Source organism: Geothrix limicola (genome assembly GCF_030268085.1).
Taxonomy (GTDB): domain Bacteria; phylum Acidobacteriota; class Holophagae; order Holophagales; family Holophagaceae; genus Geothrix; species Geothrix limicola.
The window spans coordinates 146,749-161,851 of record NZ_BSDE01000003.1; the positions used below are offsets into that span (position 1 = coordinate 146,749).

Annotated in this window: 15 protein-coding genes; 12 read left to right on the top strand and 3 right to left on the bottom strand. The window is 69.3% G+C overall.

Going from position 1 to position 15,103, the window contains the following annotated elements:
- The 9 genes from QSJ34_RS08565 to queA are packed head-to-tail and all read left to right on the top strand — an operon-like array spanning position 1 to position 9,355.
- Positions 1-708, top strand: coding sequence for a ribonuclease III family protein (locus QSJ34_RS08565; RefSeq protein ID WP_285573901.1), 708 nt, complete (start codon positions 1-3; stop codon positions 706-708).
- A gap of 3 nt (positions 709-711) precedes the next feature.
- Positions 712-1,470: a 1-(5-phosphoribosyl)-5-[(5-phosphoribosylamino)methylideneamino]imidazole-4-carboxamide isomerase gene (locus QSJ34_RS08570; protein ID WP_285573902.1), complete on the top strand. Its 759-nt coding sequence runs from the start codon at positions 712-714 to the stop codon at positions 1,468-1,470.
- A gap of 13 nt (positions 1,471-1,483) precedes the next feature.
- Positions 1,484-3,268 (top strand): hypothetical protein, encoded by a 1,785-nt coding sequence (locus tag QSJ34_RS08575; protein ID WP_285573903.1) that lies wholly within the window; start codon positions 1,484-1,486, stop codon positions 3,266-3,268.
- Between the two features lie 60 nt (positions 3,269-3,328).
- Entirely contained in the window at positions 3,329-4,339 is a 1,011-nt protein-coding gene (locus tag QSJ34_RS08580; protein WP_285573904.1) for a hypothetical protein, read from the top strand.
- The gene (locus QSJ34_RS08585; protein WP_285573906.1) at positions 4,336-4,926 is read left to right on the top strand and encodes an RNA polymerase sigma factor; all 591 of its coding nucleotides are present in this window, start codon (positions 4,336-4,338) and stop codon (positions 4,924-4,926) included. The genes QSJ34_RS08580 and QSJ34_RS08585 overlap by 4 nt, the downstream gene beginning before the upstream one ends.
- Positions 4,923-5,615, top strand: coding sequence for a hypothetical protein (locus QSJ34_RS08590; RefSeq protein ID WP_285573909.1), 693 nt, complete (start codon positions 4,923-4,925; stop codon positions 5,613-5,615). Before QSJ34_RS08585 ends, QSJ34_RS08590 begins: the two co-directional genes overlap by 4 nt.
- On the top strand, positions 5,612-6,439 hold the full coding sequence (locus QSJ34_RS08595) for a tetratricopeptide repeat protein (RefSeq protein WP_285573911.1): 828 nt from the start codon (positions 5,612-5,614) through the stop codon (positions 6,437-6,439). The genes QSJ34_RS08590 and QSJ34_RS08595 overlap by 4 nt, the downstream gene beginning before the upstream one ends.
- A gap of 33 nt (positions 6,440-6,472) precedes the next feature.
- Complete coding sequence (locus QSJ34_RS08600; protein WP_285573914.1) at positions 6,473-8,284, top strand: ABC transporter ATP-binding protein; 1,812 nt, start codon at positions 6,473-6,475, stop codon at positions 8,282-8,284.
- Positions 8,285-8,290: 6 nt separating this feature from the next.
- The gene (queA, locus tag QSJ34_RS08605; RefSeq protein WP_285573917.1) at positions 8,291-9,355 is read left to right on the top strand and encodes a tRNA preQ1(34) S-adenosylmethionine ribosyltransferase-isomerase QueA; all 1,065 of its coding nucleotides are present in this window, start codon (positions 8,291-8,293) and stop codon (positions 9,353-9,355) included.
- A 70-nt stretch (positions 9,356-9,425) separates the two neighbouring features.
- Here the strand turns inward: queA and QSJ34_RS08610 are convergent, their stop codons facing one another.
- Complete coding sequence (locus QSJ34_RS08610) at positions 9,426-9,773, bottom strand: hypothetical protein (protein ID WP_285573921.1); 348 nt, start codon at positions 9,771-9,773, stop codon at positions 9,426-9,428.
- A gap of 146 nt (positions 9,774-9,919) precedes the next feature.
- Here QSJ34_RS08610 and QSJ34_RS08615 point away from each other — a divergent pair, with 146 nt between their 5' ends.
- Genes QSJ34_RS08615 through QSJ34_RS08625 form a run of 3 tightly spaced genes read left to right on the top strand, consistent with a single transcriptional unit; the run spans position 9,920 to position 13,411 of the window.
- Entirely contained in the window at positions 9,920-10,396 is a 477-nt protein-coding gene (locus QSJ34_RS08615; RefSeq protein WP_285573923.1) for a hypothetical protein, read from the top strand.
- Positions 10,397-10,405: 9 nt separating this feature from the next.
- A complete protein-coding gene (locus QSJ34_RS08620) occupies positions 10,406-12,058 on the top strand; it encodes a DUF1800 family protein (RefSeq protein WP_285573926.1) in 1,653 nt (550 codons plus the stop codon).
- A gap of 12 nt (positions 12,059-12,070) precedes the next feature.
- On the top strand, positions 12,071-13,411 hold the full coding sequence (locus QSJ34_RS08625) for a DUF1501 domain-containing protein (protein ID WP_285573928.1): 1,341 nt from the start codon (positions 12,071-12,073) through the stop codon (positions 13,409-13,411).
- 29 nt (positions 13,412-13,440) lie between these two features.
- On the opposite strand, the gene QSJ34_RS08630 is transcribed toward QSJ34_RS08625, so the two are convergent.
- Together QSJ34_RS08630 and QSJ34_RS08635 are read right to left on the bottom strand one after the other, a co-directional pair.
- The gene (locus tag QSJ34_RS08630) at positions 13,441-14,226 is read right to left on the bottom strand and encodes a sulfite exporter TauE/SafE family protein (RefSeq protein WP_285573930.1); all 786 of its coding nucleotides are present in this window, start codon (positions 14,224-14,226) and stop codon (positions 13,441-13,443) included.
- Positions 14,223-15,068 (bottom strand): CE1 family esterase, encoded by an 846-nt coding sequence (locus QSJ34_RS08635; protein WP_285573933.1) that lies wholly within the window; start codon positions 15,066-15,068, stop codon positions 14,223-14,225. The genes QSJ34_RS08630 and QSJ34_RS08635 overlap by 4 nt, the downstream gene beginning before the upstream one ends.
- Between the last annotated feature and the right edge of the window lie 35 nt (positions 15,069-15,103).

Here is a 15,103-nt window from a genome sequence, read left to right on the forward strand (position 1 = left end):
ATGACTCGATCCAAGGCTGACGTGGGCGATCTGGAGGCCCGGCTGGGCTACCGGTTCCAGGATCCGACCCTGCTGCGCGAGGCCCTGACCCACACCTCCGCGGGACTTCCCCACGACAACCAGCGCCTCGAGTTCCTCGGCGATGCCCTGCTCAATTTCGCCGTGGCCCTGATCCTCCATCGGGAACGCCCGGATTGGCAGGAAGGTCCCATGAGCAAGCTCCGGGGCGTCCTCGTGCGCACGGATTCGCTGCACGCCTGGGCCGCGGACCTGGGCCTGGACCGTGCCCTCAAGGCCGTCCATCCCCGCAAGGCCCCGCCCATGGGGCCCAAGCCCCTCGCCGATGCCCTCGAAGCCCTTCTGGCCGCGGTCTACCTCGACGCCCAGGCCACCGGATCGGACGGCACCGCGCGAGTCGCGGCCCTGGTGGAAGCCCGCTTCCTGGAGCCCATCCGCCAGGCCCGTCCCGAAAGCTGGACCCGATCAGATCCCAAGACCCACCTCCAGGAAACCGCCGCCCGGCTCGGGCTGCCGGCCCCGGTCTATGCCCAGGTGGACCTCGCCGGTCCGGGACACGCGCCGCGGTTCACCATGCGGGTTTCCGTCGGCTCCCTCTCGGCCCAGGCCGAGGGTCCCACCCGCAAGCGCGCCGAGGGCGAGGCGGCCCAGCGGCTGCTCGATCAACTCGGAACCCACACAGAGTCCTAACCCTTGCGTTACACTCCCAATCTGCATCTCACCTGGGGTGTGCGATTGAAGATCTACCCGACCTTGAACCTCCAGCACGGCCGCGTGGTCTCGACCGCCGGCACGGAAGAGCCCTGCCCTCAGACACCTGCGGATCTGGCGGAACGCCTGATCGAGGAGGGGGCGACTCGCCTGGCGCTGGTGGACGTGGACGCCGCCATGGGCCGGGGGAACAACCGCGAACTCATCGCCCAGATCCTCCACCGCTGCCGCGCACGGGAGCGCAAGGTCTGCATCCAGGTGGCCGGCGGCATCCGCAGTTCGGACCAGGCCCAGTTCTTCATCGACCTCGGCGCCACCTGGCTCGTCGCCGGCACCATCCTCCACAAGTCGCCCATGGTCTCCGAACAGCTGATGGCGCGATTCCAATCCTTCCTCACGGCCGCCATCGACGCCCGCGGCGGCAAGGTGCACCGCTCCGGCTGGGTGGACTCGGCCAGCCTCAGCGCCCTCGACCTCGCCCTGCGCGCCAAGGCCTACGGATTCCGGCGCCTGCTCTTCGTCGACATTCCGGAGAACGCCGCGGCCGAGCCGGATTTCCAGACCGCCCAGGAGCTCGCCACCGCCACCGGCCTGCCCCTCATCATGGGCGGCAGCCTCACGAGCCCGACTCACCTGGAGACCGTGCACGCCTATCCCGGACTCAAGGGCGCCCTGGTGGACGCCTTGCTGTTCAAGGAAAATCCGCGGCTTCTGGCCTTCCTCCAAGCCACCTGCGCCTGATCCGGGAGGGACCGTGACTGGAGGGGAATCCGTCTTCCTGGAAACCCTCACGGAATCCGAGCGCGTCCACTTCCATCATCTGGCCATGATCCGCCCGCATTTGCCGACGCCCAGCCAGATCCACATGCTGGAGGGCCTCGCCAGTTCGCTGGCCTCCCCGCGCCTGCTCACCCTCATGGCGCGCACCCCTCATTGGCTGGCCCACTGGCCCATCCTACTCGGCCTCACCGAAAACGAGGCGACCCCCGAGCCCATCCGCCGCGACCTTGAGATGGTGGTGTCCCTCTTCGATCAGATGCGGGAGATGGACCAGGCTTCCGCCGAGGAGAAGCCCGATCGTTCGGAATCCGTGAAGGCCCTCTACTCCCAGCTGAGCACCGGGCTCAAGCCCGTCGCCAAGCTCCTCGCCAAGCAGCTCGCGAAGACGGTGTCCGCCACGGGCACCACCCAGGAGCTGCCGCCCCTTCCCACGGAAAATCCGGACTGGGACACGCTCACGGCTCCTCCGCCCCCCCTTCCCGCCCAGACTCCCAGCGCGGGCCTGGACCGGGTCGGCCGCCTCACCTGGGCACGGCAGACGGCCCAGCCTGGAGAACTCTTGTCCTTCCTCGTGAGCTCCGATGCCGAAGTGCGGCAGACGGCCCTCCAGAACCCGATGGTCTCCGAAGAACTCATCTGCCAGGCCCTCGCCCAGAGCACCGAATCCGCCTTCTTCGAGGAGGTCTACGCCGAAGCCCGCTGGTACTTCCGCGACCCCGTGCGCGAAAGCCTGCAGGACGCGCCGGGATGCCCGGCGGACCTGTCCCGGCGCATCGGACTCTCCCAGAAACTGGTGGCCGCCCTGGAGCAGGGTTCGCTCGGCCGCGCCTCGCTCCGCCGCATGGTGAGCCTCTTCACCCAGCTGGACGAAAGCGAGTACCAGTTCATCACCTTTTGGGCCAAGCGGCAGTCCCCCCACCTGCTCCGGGTGGTGAAGTACTTCTACGACCGCCTGCAGCGCGAGCGTTCGGGGCTGTCGACGGCCCTGCCTGAACGCGGCGAGGAGGGCCGCTGGGCGACGATGGAAGAGCGCGTCTTCCTCGCCACCCAGGCCACCCAGGAAGAGCAGATCGCCCAGATCCTGAAGGATCCCAACCCCCAGGTCTTCCAGCTGGCGCTGGAGAATCCCGCCCTGAGCCCGCGCCTGCTCGCCGCCACCGCCCCGGGGCTGGATCACGGTCGCGTGGAGGCCATCGCCGCCCACGGCTCCTGGTCCGAGGATCCCATGGTGGCCGAGGCCCTCGTCCACCACCCCCAGCTCTCCGAAGCCTCGGCCCTGCGCCTCTTCGGCCGGCTCCACGGCATGAAGCCCGCCATCGAAGTCCTGCGGGATTCCAGGCTGCTGCACCTCGAAGTCAAGCGGCGGGCCCTCGAACACCTCCGCACCCTCTACCTGGCCATGCCGGTATCCGATCGCATCACGGCCCTGCGCACCTCGGGCGGCGAACTCATGCGCCACCTGCCCCAGGAAGTGCTCCAGGACGAGGAGACCCTCCGCCGCCTGGTGGCGGACCGCCAGCTGGACCCCGGCATCCTGCTGCGACTGGCGCGGAACAAGCTGACCCCGCGCGCCGTGCTGGAACAGATCGCGGGCCATCCGGTGCTCATGGCCCACGCGGCCATCATGTCCGAGCTTCTCCTCAACCCGAAGACGCCCCGGGAGGCCTCCGTCCGCATCTGGGGCCTCCTGTCCGAGGCCGAGCAGCAGCAGCTCCTGCACAGCCCCCACCTGCCGGCCGCTTTAAGGGCTCTGGGCTGAGCCGACCCGGCCTGGTTAAACGCCACCCGCCCGATCCCGTAGCCGATCCAGGAGCCCACCATGCGTCGCCCCGCCGCCATTCTGATTCCCGCCGTGGTCGCGCTGGCCTGCCTGCCCTCCGCCGTCTCCTGCCGACCCAAGTCCCACGCGCCCGCCTGGGTGCAGGCCGCGCCCGGCGACAGCCTGGCGGCCTTTTCGGGCGAGGCGGGCTGGATGCTGACCCACAAGGAGGTCCAGTCCTTCATCGCCCGCGATCCCATGGTGGAACGGGCCCTCGACCTCTTCCTCCAGAAGGCCCGGATCAATCCCCGCACCGAAACCGGCCGCGTGACCTTCCACCTGCTGGGCATGCCCCAGGTCAAGGAAAACAGCCTGCAGAAGGGGCTGGAACACGCCCTCATCCAGCTCAACCAGTTCAAGGACCCGGCCGCCCTGGTGGGGGCCCTGTCCGAATCCTTCCCCCAGGAGGGCAGCCTCCGCCTTCAGGGCCGGGACTGGCCCCTCTACGTGATCCTCGATGTGGAAGCCAACGGTGTCAAAGCCCACATCCGCGCCGCCAGTGATGAAAAGGGGCAGATCTGGATCGGCTCCCTGGAAGCCCTGACGCGGCTGGCCTCCAAGGAGGGGCTCGCCTCCCAGGCGGACGCGGCCCTTGCCGCCGAATGGATCAGCCCCCGCGCGCCCTTCCAGGGCTACCTGCAGCCCGAGGCGCTGCTCGGCGGGCTGCGCCAGAACCTGGATGAAAGCATCGTCAAGGAGCTGCCCCAGGGCGTGACCGCGCTGTTCTGGAGCATCACCCCCGCCGCCGACAAGGATCAGCCGGTCCACTTCGAACTGGCCCTGGCCGGCCAGCCCGAGGGCATCAGCCGGGTGGCGCCCTGGCTCCAGCGCCTGATCGCCGCCGCCAACGCCGTCCAGTCCTCGCCCGGCTCCGCGCCGGAGCTGATGCAGGAGAAAAAACGCGTAGGTCTACGTTGCACCCTCACGCCCGATCAGCTCAAGCTGGTCATGGAGAAGCTCGGCCAGCCCGGCATCTCCTTCACGCTTCCCGGCGGAGGCCGCAAGGCATGAGTCCGGCCATCCCGATCACCGCAGACGGCGGCTTCGTGTCGTCGGACGAGCCGTCGCCCGAATACTGGATGGCGCAGCTGAAGGCCGGCAAGGAGGAGGCCCTGGCCCACCTCATGGCCCGCTTCGAGCGACCCCTGTTCGCCTTCCTCCACCGCCGCCTCCAGGGCGAGGGCGGGGTCGTCCAGGAGTTGGCCCAGGAGGTTTTCCTCAAGTGCCTCCAGCATTGTCAACGGTTTGAGGAGGGTCGGCCCGTGGCCGCCTGGCTTTTTACGCTGGCGGCTAATGCGGCGACCGACCACCTGCGTAGAAGAGGGCGGGAGGTACCCCCTCCCGAGACCTTTGACGCACCGGACCCCCACCAACCTTCACCCTGGGAGTCCGTGGACCAAAGCCGACGGATCCAAGCCCTGAAAGGGGCCTTGGAAGGCCTCACCCCCCGCCAGCGAGCCATGGTCCTGGCCTACTACGTGCACGAGCATCCGGTGAAACGGATCGCCCAGGATCTGGGATGCGCCGAAGGAACCGTCAAGGCCACCCTCTTTCAAAGCCTCCAGAAACTCCGCAAGACCCTTGGACCCCAGCCATGACCGCCTCCCCTGACCCCCAGCGCCTCGATCCCAGTTCACTGGACGAAGCCCGCCTCTTCGAGCTGCTCGAACAGCCCGAACTGTGGCCCGAGGACCCTGCCGTTCAGGCCGAGCTGGCCAGCCTTCTGGAGCTGCACCTGGGCCTTGGAAGCCATGCCGCCGAACTCAGCGAAGAGCTGACCCCGGCCCCCCGGGTCCGGTGGCGCGCCTCCTGGTCCCTGGCCGCCGCCGCCGTCTTCCTCGTGGCGCTGATTCCCGCCTTCACCGCCCATCAGATGACAAAGCGCATCCAGGCCCAGGCCCGGGACACGGCCCGCCTGGAACAGCTGGCCCAGAAGCGGACCCAGGAGCGCGCCTGGATCGACTTCTTCCAGCAAAGCACGACGCTCCTTCAGGATTTCGAGCAGAATCCCAACCTCTGCAAGAAGGGTGAGGAGGACCGCCGCCAGGAACGCGAGATGGCCCGGGCCCTGCTCGAGGCCAGCCACCAGCTCGCCGCCCAGGGCGCCCCCCTCAAGGAAGCCGAAGCCATCCGCGCCAGCCTCCATTCCTGGCTCTCCGAACTCGCCTTCGAAGACAGCTGCCTGAGCGTGGAGCGGGCCCAGGAACTGCGCCAGTGGGCCACGGCCCACAACCTGGAAGACAAGTCTGAGCGCATGGAACGCCGCCTCCGCGGAGAGGGCGCATGATCCTGGCTTTCCTAATGCTGGTTTCCGCCCCGACGCCAACCTCCTCGCCGGCCCCGGCCCCGGCGGAGCCCCCCCGGCTCGTCGCCCCCGAAGGCCAGGCTGACGCCCTCTTCCGCCAGGGCCGCGACCTCCGCTACGCCCAGCGCTGGTGGGAGGCCGCCCAGGCCTACCGCAGCCTGGTCCGCGAGTTCCCCACCTCCTTCCGCGTTCCGGATGCCCGCTACTGGCTGGCTTCCAGCCTCGAGCAGGACCAGCGGTGGGACGAGGCCGCCGAAGCCTACACGGATTTCCTCGCCAAACATCCCGACCAGCGAATGCTCGGCAAGGAGGCCCGGCTCAACCGCGTTCGCTGCTGGGGCATCCGCCAGTGCGACAACCCCGCCGCGGCCGCCGGCCTGGTGAACGCCCTTTCCGAGGACCGCGAAGAGGTCCGCATCGCCGCGGCCCTGCAGTTGGCCAAGCGCCGCGACAAGCGCGCGATCCCCGTGCTGCAGGCGGGTCTGCGGCTGGATGCCTCTTCCGAGGCCTGCCGCCTGGCCCTGCAGTCCATGGGCGTGCAGCCCCAGGTCACAGGCCCCGCCCAGGGCCGTTTCCTCGTCGTGCGCGTGAAGGAGCGCGGGCAATCCGAAGCCCTCACCGTGCGCTTGGCCCTGGGGCTCGCCCGGGCCGTGGGCGGCTACCTGTCCGACGAGCAGCTGCGCCAGGCGAAGAAGAAGGGCGTCGACATGGAGCGCCTCATGGATCAGGCCCTCAATGCCCCGAAGGGCACCGAGCTCTTCAGCCTGGACGATGGCAAGAGCACGGTGAGCGTGACCGTCGAGTAGCAGCGATCCGTTAAGCTGGAAGGTCGAGGGTCCATGTCCAGCATTCGCCGTTTCTACCGGGAGCACCTGCTCCGGTTCCTCCCCGCCATCCTGGGCGGCATGCTCCTGCTGCTGGCGGCGGGGCTTTGCCAGTCGCTGCTCATCGGCAGCCTCAACTTCGTCTTCAAGGACAACCTGCACATGGCCCCGCCGGGCGTCAAGGCCACCGGCGCCTTCGCGGCCCTGGACCACCTGAAGCTCTGGCTCATGGCCCACATGCCCCAGCGGGCCGACCTGCAGCAGAGCAGCCGCTTCGTCCCCATGCTGCTGATCAGCCTCTTCCTGATGAAGGGGCTCCTCGGCTACGCCGGCACCCTGCTGATGGTGCGCAGCGGCATCCGGGCCACCCAGGCCCTGCGGGAGCGGCTGTTCAGCCACCTCCTGGACCAGGAGCCCGGCTTCTTTCAGAAGCATCCCGTGGGCGAGCTCATCACCCGCTGCATCTCCGACGTGGGCGCCGTGCAGGGCATCGCCAGCAACCAGCTGGCCGAGGCCGTCCGCGAGATCTGCCTAGCCGTCTCCATGATCGCGGCCCTGCTCTGGATGGACTGGAAGCTTTCGCTCACCCTCTTCATCGCCGGCCCCCTCGTGATCGTCCCCGTGCGCAAGCTGAGCCAACGCATCCGCGCCGTGAACCACCGCAACCAGGAGGCCTCCAGCCGCCTCCTGCAGCGCCTCAAGGAGGTCTTCAGCAACATCCGCGTCGTGCTCGGCTTCGCGCGGGAGGACTTCGAGGTTCGGCGCTTCCAGGGCCAGAACCACGAGCTCTACCGCCTGGGCATGAAGAGCGCCCGCGCCTCGGCGCTATCAACGCCCATCATGGAGCTGGTGGGCGGCTGCCTGCTCGCGGCCCTGGTGGCCTACGCCTCCGCCGAGATCCGCTCGGGGCGGCTCTCCGGCGCGGATTTCTTCACCTACCTCCTGGCGGTCTACCAGCTCTACGATCCCCTGCGCCGCCTCACCAAGCTCAACAACGAGGTGCAGGTGGCCACCGCCAGCCTGGACCGCGTCTACAGCATGCTGGAGCGGACCAGCGAACTCGCGGTACCCGCCAAGCCAAGCCCCGTACCCGTCCATCCGCGCAGCCTGCGCTTCGAGGACGTCAGCTTCACCTACGACGCCAAGCACCCGGTTCTGCGCGGCATCAACCTGGAGATCCGTTCCGGCGAGACCGTGGCCCTGGTGGGCGGCAGCGGCGGCGGCAAGACGACCCTCGTCAACCTCGTGCCGCGCTTCTTCGATCCCTCAGACGGGCGCATCACGCTGGATGGCACCGACCTCCGCGACTTCGATCCCCGCGAGCTGCGCAAGCGCATCGGCATCGTCACCCAGGAGACCCTGCTCTTCATGGACACGGTGCACGACAACATCGCCTACGGCATGGAGGCCAGCCGCGAGGCCGTGATCGAGGCCGCCAAGAAGGCCCACGCCCACGACTTCATCATGGCCCTGCCCAAGGGCTACGACACCTCTTTGGCGGAGACGGGCTCCAGCGTGAGCGGCGGCCAGCGCCAGCGCCTCGCCATCGCCCGGGCTCTGCTGCAGGACCCGCCCATCCTCATCCTCGACGAGGCCACCAGCGCTCTCGACACGGAAAGCGAGCGGGCCGTGCAGGCCGCCCTCGAGACCCTCATCCAGAACCGCACCACCCTCGTGATCGCCCACCGTCTCAGCACCATCCAGCGGGCCACCCGCATCTGCGCCCTGAAGCAGGGCCGCATCGTGGAGGAGGGCACCCACGAGGATCTGCTGGCGGCCCAGGGCGAGTACGCGCGCCTGCACAAGTTGCAGTTCGCCGAGGCCTGAAGGCCGATGCAGCGTTCCGATTTCCACTTCGACCTGCCGCCGGAGCTCATCGCGCAGCACCCGGCCGCCGAGCGCGACGGCGCGCGCCTGCTGGTGGTGGATGCCCGCACGGGCACCTGGTCCCATCGGGCCATCCGCGACCTGCCCGAGCTCGTGCCCGCGGGCAGCCTCTGCGTGCCCAACGATGTGCGTGTGCGCCACGCCCGCCTCTTCCTGCGCCGGCGTGGCGGCGGTGAGGGCGAGGCCCTGCTGCTGCGCAGCCTCGGCGGCGGCGCCTTCGAGGCCATGGTGAAGCCCGGCGCGCGCCTGAAGCCCGGTGCATCAGCCCTGGTGGTGGATCCCACCTCCGGCGCGGAGCTGGCCCGTCTCGACGTGCTCGACACGCTGCCCGAGGGCCTCCGCGCCGTGCGCGTCCACAGCGACCACGGCCTGGACTGGGACGAGATCGACCGCATCGGCCGCCTGCCCCTGCCGCCCTACATCGAGCATCTGGCCGATGGCGAGGACGAGACCCGCTACCAGACGGTCTTCGCAGCCTCCGAAGGCGAGGCCGTGGCGGCCCCCACGGCAGGCCTCCACTTCACGCCCGACCTCATCGCGGCCCTGCAGGCGAAGGGCTGCGGCTGGCACCCCGTTCGGCTGCACGTGGGCCTCGGCACCTTCCGACCCATGACCGCGGACCGCCTCGAAGACCACGCCATGCACGAGGAGCGCTTCGAGATCCCCGGTGAAACGGCCGCTCGCCTCGAACCCGTGCTGGCCGATCGCGCGCGGCCCGTCCTCTGTGTCGGCACCACCGCGCTGCGCACGCTCGAAGGCGCCTGGGACGGCGCGCACCTCCAGCGCGAAGGCGCCACGCGGCTCTTCATCACGCCGGGCTACCGGCTGCGCACCGCCGACCACCTGCTCACCAACTTCCACCTGCCCGAAAGCACGCTCTTCGTGCTCGTGTCGGCGTTGCTGGGGCTCGAGACCGCCCAAGCCGCCTACGCCGAGGCCGTCCGCGAGCGGTACCGGTTCTTCAGCTACGGCGACGCCATGCTGATCCTGAACGCCCGCCGGGTGGCGTAGCGGAGCCCGGGGGGCTCAGCGAAGCCGGGACCCGGCGAGGCGTTCATGCCACTGCTCGGCAGGCTCGTGCCTACAAATAATCCACGAACTGGTGGATCACCGGGATGCGGTGCTTCTTGCCCTTGGTGGCCTGCAGGACGCTCGTCACGGACATGCCCAGGCACCAGAGCAGCCAGAGGGGCAGGAAGAAGCGCACGGACACGGATCCGAAGATGGGGAAGAGGCCGACGATGATCATGGCCAGGGTCAGCACGCATTCGGCGAAGGCGAGGATCACGCCCTGGCGCGCATGCCAGAGCAGTTCGGAATCCTCCCGGTTCCGCATGTAGGGCAGGAAGGCCCAGGGCCCCGCGTAGCACAGGATCAGGTCTCGCAGGCGCTCCCCCGCATAGAGGGGCGTTGGGGCATCCAGGGGCACGGCAACCTCCGTCATGAGAATAACCCAAGGCGGCCTAAACCCTGTGGCGCCTGTTCGTGTCTGTGGATTACACCTAAAGATCTAACAATCTTGATCTTGACCAATTCGTGCGCCCGTCCATCCTATTTCCAATGATTCGGAGTCTCATGCGCCTGGTTCTTCCCGCCCTGAGTGCCTTGGCCTTCGCCCTCGCCTGCGGTGGCGGCGGAAGCAGCGCGACTCCCGCCCCGCCGGCGCCTTCGCCATCCACCTGCCCCATCACGGTGGCCAAGACCAACCCCTCCTTTTCCGCCGATCTAGTGCCCGCCATTCAAAGCAGCTGCGGTTCCACCGCCAGCTCCTGCCATGGCGGCCCCTCACCCACGGGTCATGTGAGCTATTCGGGCACGGCCTCCCAGATCCGGGCCTCCCTTGTTAACGTCGCGCCCGCCAACGCGCCTGCGGGCTGGCTGCTCGTCAAGCCCGGGGATCCGGCGCACTCCTGGATCATCGAGAAAGTCACCAAGGATCAACCCGGCGGATCCGGCTACGGCACGCGCATGCCCCAGGGCGCGCCCAACCTGTGCCAACCCACCGTCGATACGCTCTCGGCCTGGATCAGCGCCGGGGCCCCCGACAACTAGGAGCCCACCATGGCCGATCTCAGTCCCCTCGCCAGCTGGACCCTCGCCGATGTCCAGCACTTCGCCCGGCGCGCGGGCTTCGGCCTGAACCCGGCCGATGCGGCGGCGCTCCAGGCCCAGGCCCCCGGCGCGGCCATCGACGCCTGGATCGACGGCACCGCCGCCGATTCCGCTGCCTTCACCGCCGCCCTCGCCTCCGCGGACGTCGTGACGGAAGCCCTCGTCACGGCCAGCACGACGGATCCCGGCAGCGTGGACGTGCCCGCCGTGCCCGGGCCCCACGCCTTCCTCGTCGAGGGGGCGAACGCCTGGCGCAACAACCTGAACACGGCCCAGGCCCTCTGCGCCTGGCGCATGCAGCACAACCCCTACGCCTTCCAGGAGCGGATGGCGCTCTTCTGGCACAACCTCTTCGCCACGGGCCAGCACAAGGTCAACAACGCGGCCCTGATGCTCAAGCAGATCCAGCTGTTCCGCAGCCAGGGCCTGGTCAAGTTCGATGATCTGCTTGTGGCCGTCAGCAAGGACCCAGCCATGTGCATCTGGCTGGATTCGGTGCTGAACAACGCCTCGGGCACGAACATCCCCAACGAGAACTACGCCCGCGAAGTGATGGAGCTCTACAGCCTGGGGGCTGACAACGGCTACAACCAGACCGACATCACCCAGCTGGCCCGGGCGCTCAGCGGCTGGAGCTTCACCTTCGCCGAGACCGACTACATCGCGAACCCCGCGAGCCCCAGCCAGAAGACCGCCGCCGACGGCCATTTCCGCGTCTACGACGGCAGCGCCATCGCCCCGGACACCCGCCTCTACTACGGCGGCGCGCGCAGCACCACGTACAACCTGCACGGCACGGGCACCATCTCCCTGTTTGGCCAGACCCTCGACATCACCACCACCGCGAACGGATGGGCCAAGGGCGAGAACGCCCTGCGCAGCATCCTCGTCCAGCGCGGGCCCAACTGCGCGCAGTTCCTCGCCAAGCGCCTACTCATCCACTTCGTCAGCGCCGATTATTCCGCGCAGGACCAGAGCGACGTGGCGGCCATGATCCAGGCCGCGGGCTTCGACCTGCGCGTGGTGATGAAGACCCTGCTCAAGTCCAATTTCTTCTTCGACCCCGCCCACCGCTTCGCCCTGGTGGAGGGGCCCGTGTCCTGGATCGTGCGGGCCGCCCGCATGCTCTGCCCCTCCCTCGCCACCGCCAGCGCCCAGACGCCCAAGGGCTACCCCGCCTGGCGCCTCGTCACAAGCAACGCCACCACCTTCGATCAGATGGGCATGAAGCTGCTGGATGCCAGCGGCCCCAACGGATGGAAGGAGCACACGGCCTGGCTCAACAGCAACACCATGCGCTACCGCACCAAGGCCGCCGCGGCGCTCACCTTGAATGAAACGCGATCCTCCGGCGGCACCACCTATCCGCTGTTTCCCACGTCGCTCACGACGGACTGGTTCCCCACGGCGCCGGCCTCGGCCCAGGCCGTCTACGACCGCCTCGTCGCGCTGCTGCAGCCGGGGACCATTCCCGCCTCCGTCTCGGCCGCCTGGCTCGCGGCCCTCTGGCCCTCGACCTTCACCTGGGACGCGGCGGCCCAGACCAAGGCGCGCGAGCTGGCCTTCCTCATCCTCTGCTCGCCCGCGGGCCAGCTCTACTGACGGGAGACGACGATGACCACGCGACGCGAATTCATCCAGACCCTCGGCGCCACGGGCGCCGCCCTGGCGGGACTGACGGCCTGCAGCGGCGGCGGCAAGAGCAGCGGAGGCGGCGGCGGCAGCACCCAGCCGCCAGCGCCGCCGCCGGCCTCGCCCATCCTCGTCATCGTCAACATCGATGGCGGCTACGACTGGCTGAACGTGATGCCCCCCAATGCCGGATCCAACCTCGGCGTCTACCAGACCAAGCGTGCGACGCTGGGCATCACGGATTCCGGATTGCTGACCGACCTGGGGAGCGGTGCCGCCCTCAACAAGGATTTCACGGGCATGGACACGCTTTCCGCCCTGGGCCGCGTGGCCTGGATTCCGGGCATCGGCATGCCGAATCCGAACCTCTCCCACTTCACGTCCATCGACCTCTGGGGTCAGGGCGCCACCGTGCCCGCGGGCACCGGCTGGCTGGGCCGCTTCGCAGACACGGCCTTCAGCCCCTCAGGCGACGTGCTGCGCGGCCTCAGCGTCACCTCCGACCTGCCCGTCATGCTCAAGGGCGCCAGCCGAAGCTTCGTCTCCATCCCCAGCGCCGGGGGCTACGTCTTCCCGGCCTACCTGCTGAACGGCGGTACCGTCCCCGACGCGGCCACCCTCGAAACCGGATGGGGCACGGCGCTGAACGCCACCAGCCCGGATCCGGGCTACGCCGCCGGTGCCCAGGCTGGAAAGCTCTTCTTTGATGCGCAGAACAACCCGGCCTTCGGCACCGGAGGCGCCCTCGCCGCGCGCACGCCCAGCGTGGCCTACCCGGGGGACACCACCTATCCCATCACGCGGCTCAGCGGATCGCCCCTCACCAGCAGCCTCAGCAACCAGTTCAAGCTCATCGCCCAGATGATCGCCGCCGGGCTACCGGGCCAGGTCTACTTCTCCCGCCTCGGCGGCTGGGATACCCACAGCAACCAGGCCGTGGACCATCCCAACCTCCAGCGCGCCCTGGGGGGTTCCATCAAGGCCTTCTACGACGACCTCGCCACCATCACCACCTCCGCCGGAAACGCCCAGGACCGTGTGATGATCCTGGCCTACAGCGAATTCGGTCGCCGCGTGCAGGAGAACAACGGTGGCACGGACCACGGCACCGCCGGCCTGGCCTTCTGCGTGGGCAAGGCCGTGAAGGGCGGCTTCTACGGCGCCTATCCCGATCTCACGAACCTGGATGCCAACGGGAACATGAAGTTCACGACCGACTTCCGTAGCCTCTACGCCACCGTGCTCGACCGCTGGCTGGGCCAGGCGACGAGCACGACGGACACCCTGCTGGGCAGCGCCTACCCGCGCCTGGGTTTCCTGTAGTTGGATTCCCTGTAGTCGGATTTCCTCTCTCAGTGCCGGCGCAGCACCACCAGCAGCGCCATCAGCAGCACGAAGCCCGCGTAGACCTGCTTCAGCTTCGCGCCGCGCACGCGCGTGGCCATGCGGGCCCCGAGAAACCCGCCCACCGCGAAACCTGCCGCCACGGCGCCGATGGTCCCCCAGGGCAGCCCGCCCTGGGCCTTGGCGTACACGTAGACGCCGGGCAGGCCGATGGGCGGCAGCAGCATCATCAGGCTCGTGAGCTGCGCCTCGTGCTGGGTCATGCGGAACTTCGAGGCCAGGAGCGGAATGACCACCACGGCGCCGCCCAGGCCCGTGAGGCCTGATACTAGGCCCGCCAGCAGCCCGATGGGCAGGCCCCAGGTCCAGCGTCCGCCCAGGTTCATCGGCTCCGCCTCCCGATTCACCACCGGCGGTTCCTCTCGAAGAAAGGTGCGCAGGGCGAGGAAGACGAGGAAGGCCGCGTAGCCCCAGCGCAGCCCTTCCGAAGGAATCACGTTGGCCACCAGGGAGCCGCCCGTGATGCCGAAGAGGAAGGCCAGGATGAGCACGCCCACCAGGGGCAGGTCCGCCGCGATGCCCCGCCGGCGGTACTGGAGCACGGCCGGCAGCCCCGTGGGCAGCAGCATGGCCGCCAGGGTCGCCCCCTGGGCGCGGTGCTGATCCAGCCGCAGGGTCAGGCCCAGCAGGGGCACCATGACGATGCCCCCGCCGATGCCGAAGAGGCCCGACAGCAGGCCGCCGCAAAGGCCCGTCCCCAGGCCCCCCAGCAGGTGTTCCGTGCCCGAATTCATGGGGCCTCCAGGGGATGGGCCTCGAAGAAGGCCCAGATCAGGTGGGCGGCGGACAGATCCTTCACCGGTTCGTCCGCACCAGGCGCGTAGGGCCGCCCGCCGGGCCAGGCGTGGCCCATGCCCGCCACCGTCCAGAACCCCACCTGGCAGGCCTCGGAGGTCCAGAGATCCAGGCCGTGGGCGTCCAGCGAGTCCCGCTCCGGCTCTCCATCGCAGCCCATGAGGGCCGCCCAGCGCGCCAGGGCCTCCCGGGCCGGAAGGGCCCGCAGCCGGCGGCCCAGGGGACCCACGCCGCCCTCGTAGGGGATGTGCTGATCCGCCGTGCCGTGGAAGGCGAGGGTGGGCACGGGCCGCGAGGGCGCCTCGCCCCAGACGGGCGCCCCGGCCACGGCAGCGATGGCCGCCACCCAGGGCGCCGCGAGGGCCATGCGGTAGGCCATACGGGCCCCGTTGGAAAAGCCCGCCACGTAGATGCGCTGGGGATCCACCGGCGCGTGGCGGTCCACGCGATCCGCCACAGCCCGCAGGAAGGTCACATCATCGGCGTCGGGATGGAGGGGACAACCCATGCCCGGCCCGGCGTTCCAGGCGGCCCCGAGGGCCGGGTCCTCCGTGCCCGCCTCGCCCAGAGCCTGGGGATAGGCCACGCGGAAGCCCCGCTCGTCCGCCAGGCGGCTGAGGCCCGAGAGGTGGGCCATGAGGCGGCCCGTGCCGCCGGTGCCGTGCAGGGCCAGGATCAGGGGCAGGCTTCGGCCCTCGTGGCCGGGAGGGTCGTGGACGAGCACCCGCCGGCCTTCGCCGTTCCATTCGACCTTCAGGTAGTGGCCTTGGCCGTGCTGCACGTCTCCCCCTCCCCGGATTCTGGGGTGGCCTGTGT

Excerpts from the sequence above, each read along its gene's own strand:
- QSJ34_RS08630 (WP_285573930.1), bottom strand. The coding sequence starts at position 14,226 with ATGAATTCGGGCACGGAACACCTGCTGGGGGGCCTGGGGACGGGCCTT.
- QSJ34_RS08600 (WP_285573914.1), top strand. The coding sequence starts at position 6,473 with ATGTCCAGCATTCGCCGTTTCTACCGGGAGCACCTGCTCCGGTTCCTC.
- QSJ34_RS08595 (WP_285573911.1), top strand. The coding sequence starts at position 5,612 with ATGATCCTGGCTTTCCTAATGCTGGTTTCCGCCCCGACGCCAACCTCC.
- QSJ34_RS08620 (WP_285573926.1), top strand. The coding sequence starts at position 10,406 with ATGGCCGATCTCAGTCCCCTCGCCAGCTGGACCCTCGCCGATGTCCAG.
- QSJ34_RS08625 (WP_285573928.1), top strand. The coding sequence starts at position 12,071 with ATGACCACGCGACGCGAATTCATCCAGACCCTCGGCGCCACGGGCGCC.
- queA (WP_285573917.1), top strand. The coding sequence starts at position 8,291 with ATGCAGCGTTCCGATTTCCACTTCGACCTGCCGCCGGAGCTCATCGCG.
- QSJ34_RS08585 (WP_285573906.1), top strand. The coding sequence starts at position 4,336 with ATGAGTCCGGCCATCCCGATCACCGCAGACGGCGGCTTCGTGTCGTCG.
- QSJ34_RS08565 (WP_285573901.1), top strand. The coding sequence starts at position 1 with ATGACTCGATCCAAGGCTGACGTGGGCGATCTGGAGGCCCGGCTGGGC.
- QSJ34_RS08580 (WP_285573904.1), top strand. The coding sequence starts at position 3,329 with ATGCGTCGCCCCGCCGCCATTCTGATTCCCGCCGTGGTCGCGCTGGCC.
- QSJ34_RS08590 (WP_285573909.1), top strand. The coding sequence starts at position 4,923 with ATGACCGCCTCCCCTGACCCCCAGCGCCTCGATCCCAGTTCACTGGAC.
- QSJ34_RS08615 (WP_285573923.1), top strand. The coding sequence starts at position 9,920 with ATGCGCCTGGTTCTTCCCGCCCTGAGTGCCTTGGCCTTCGCCCTCGCC.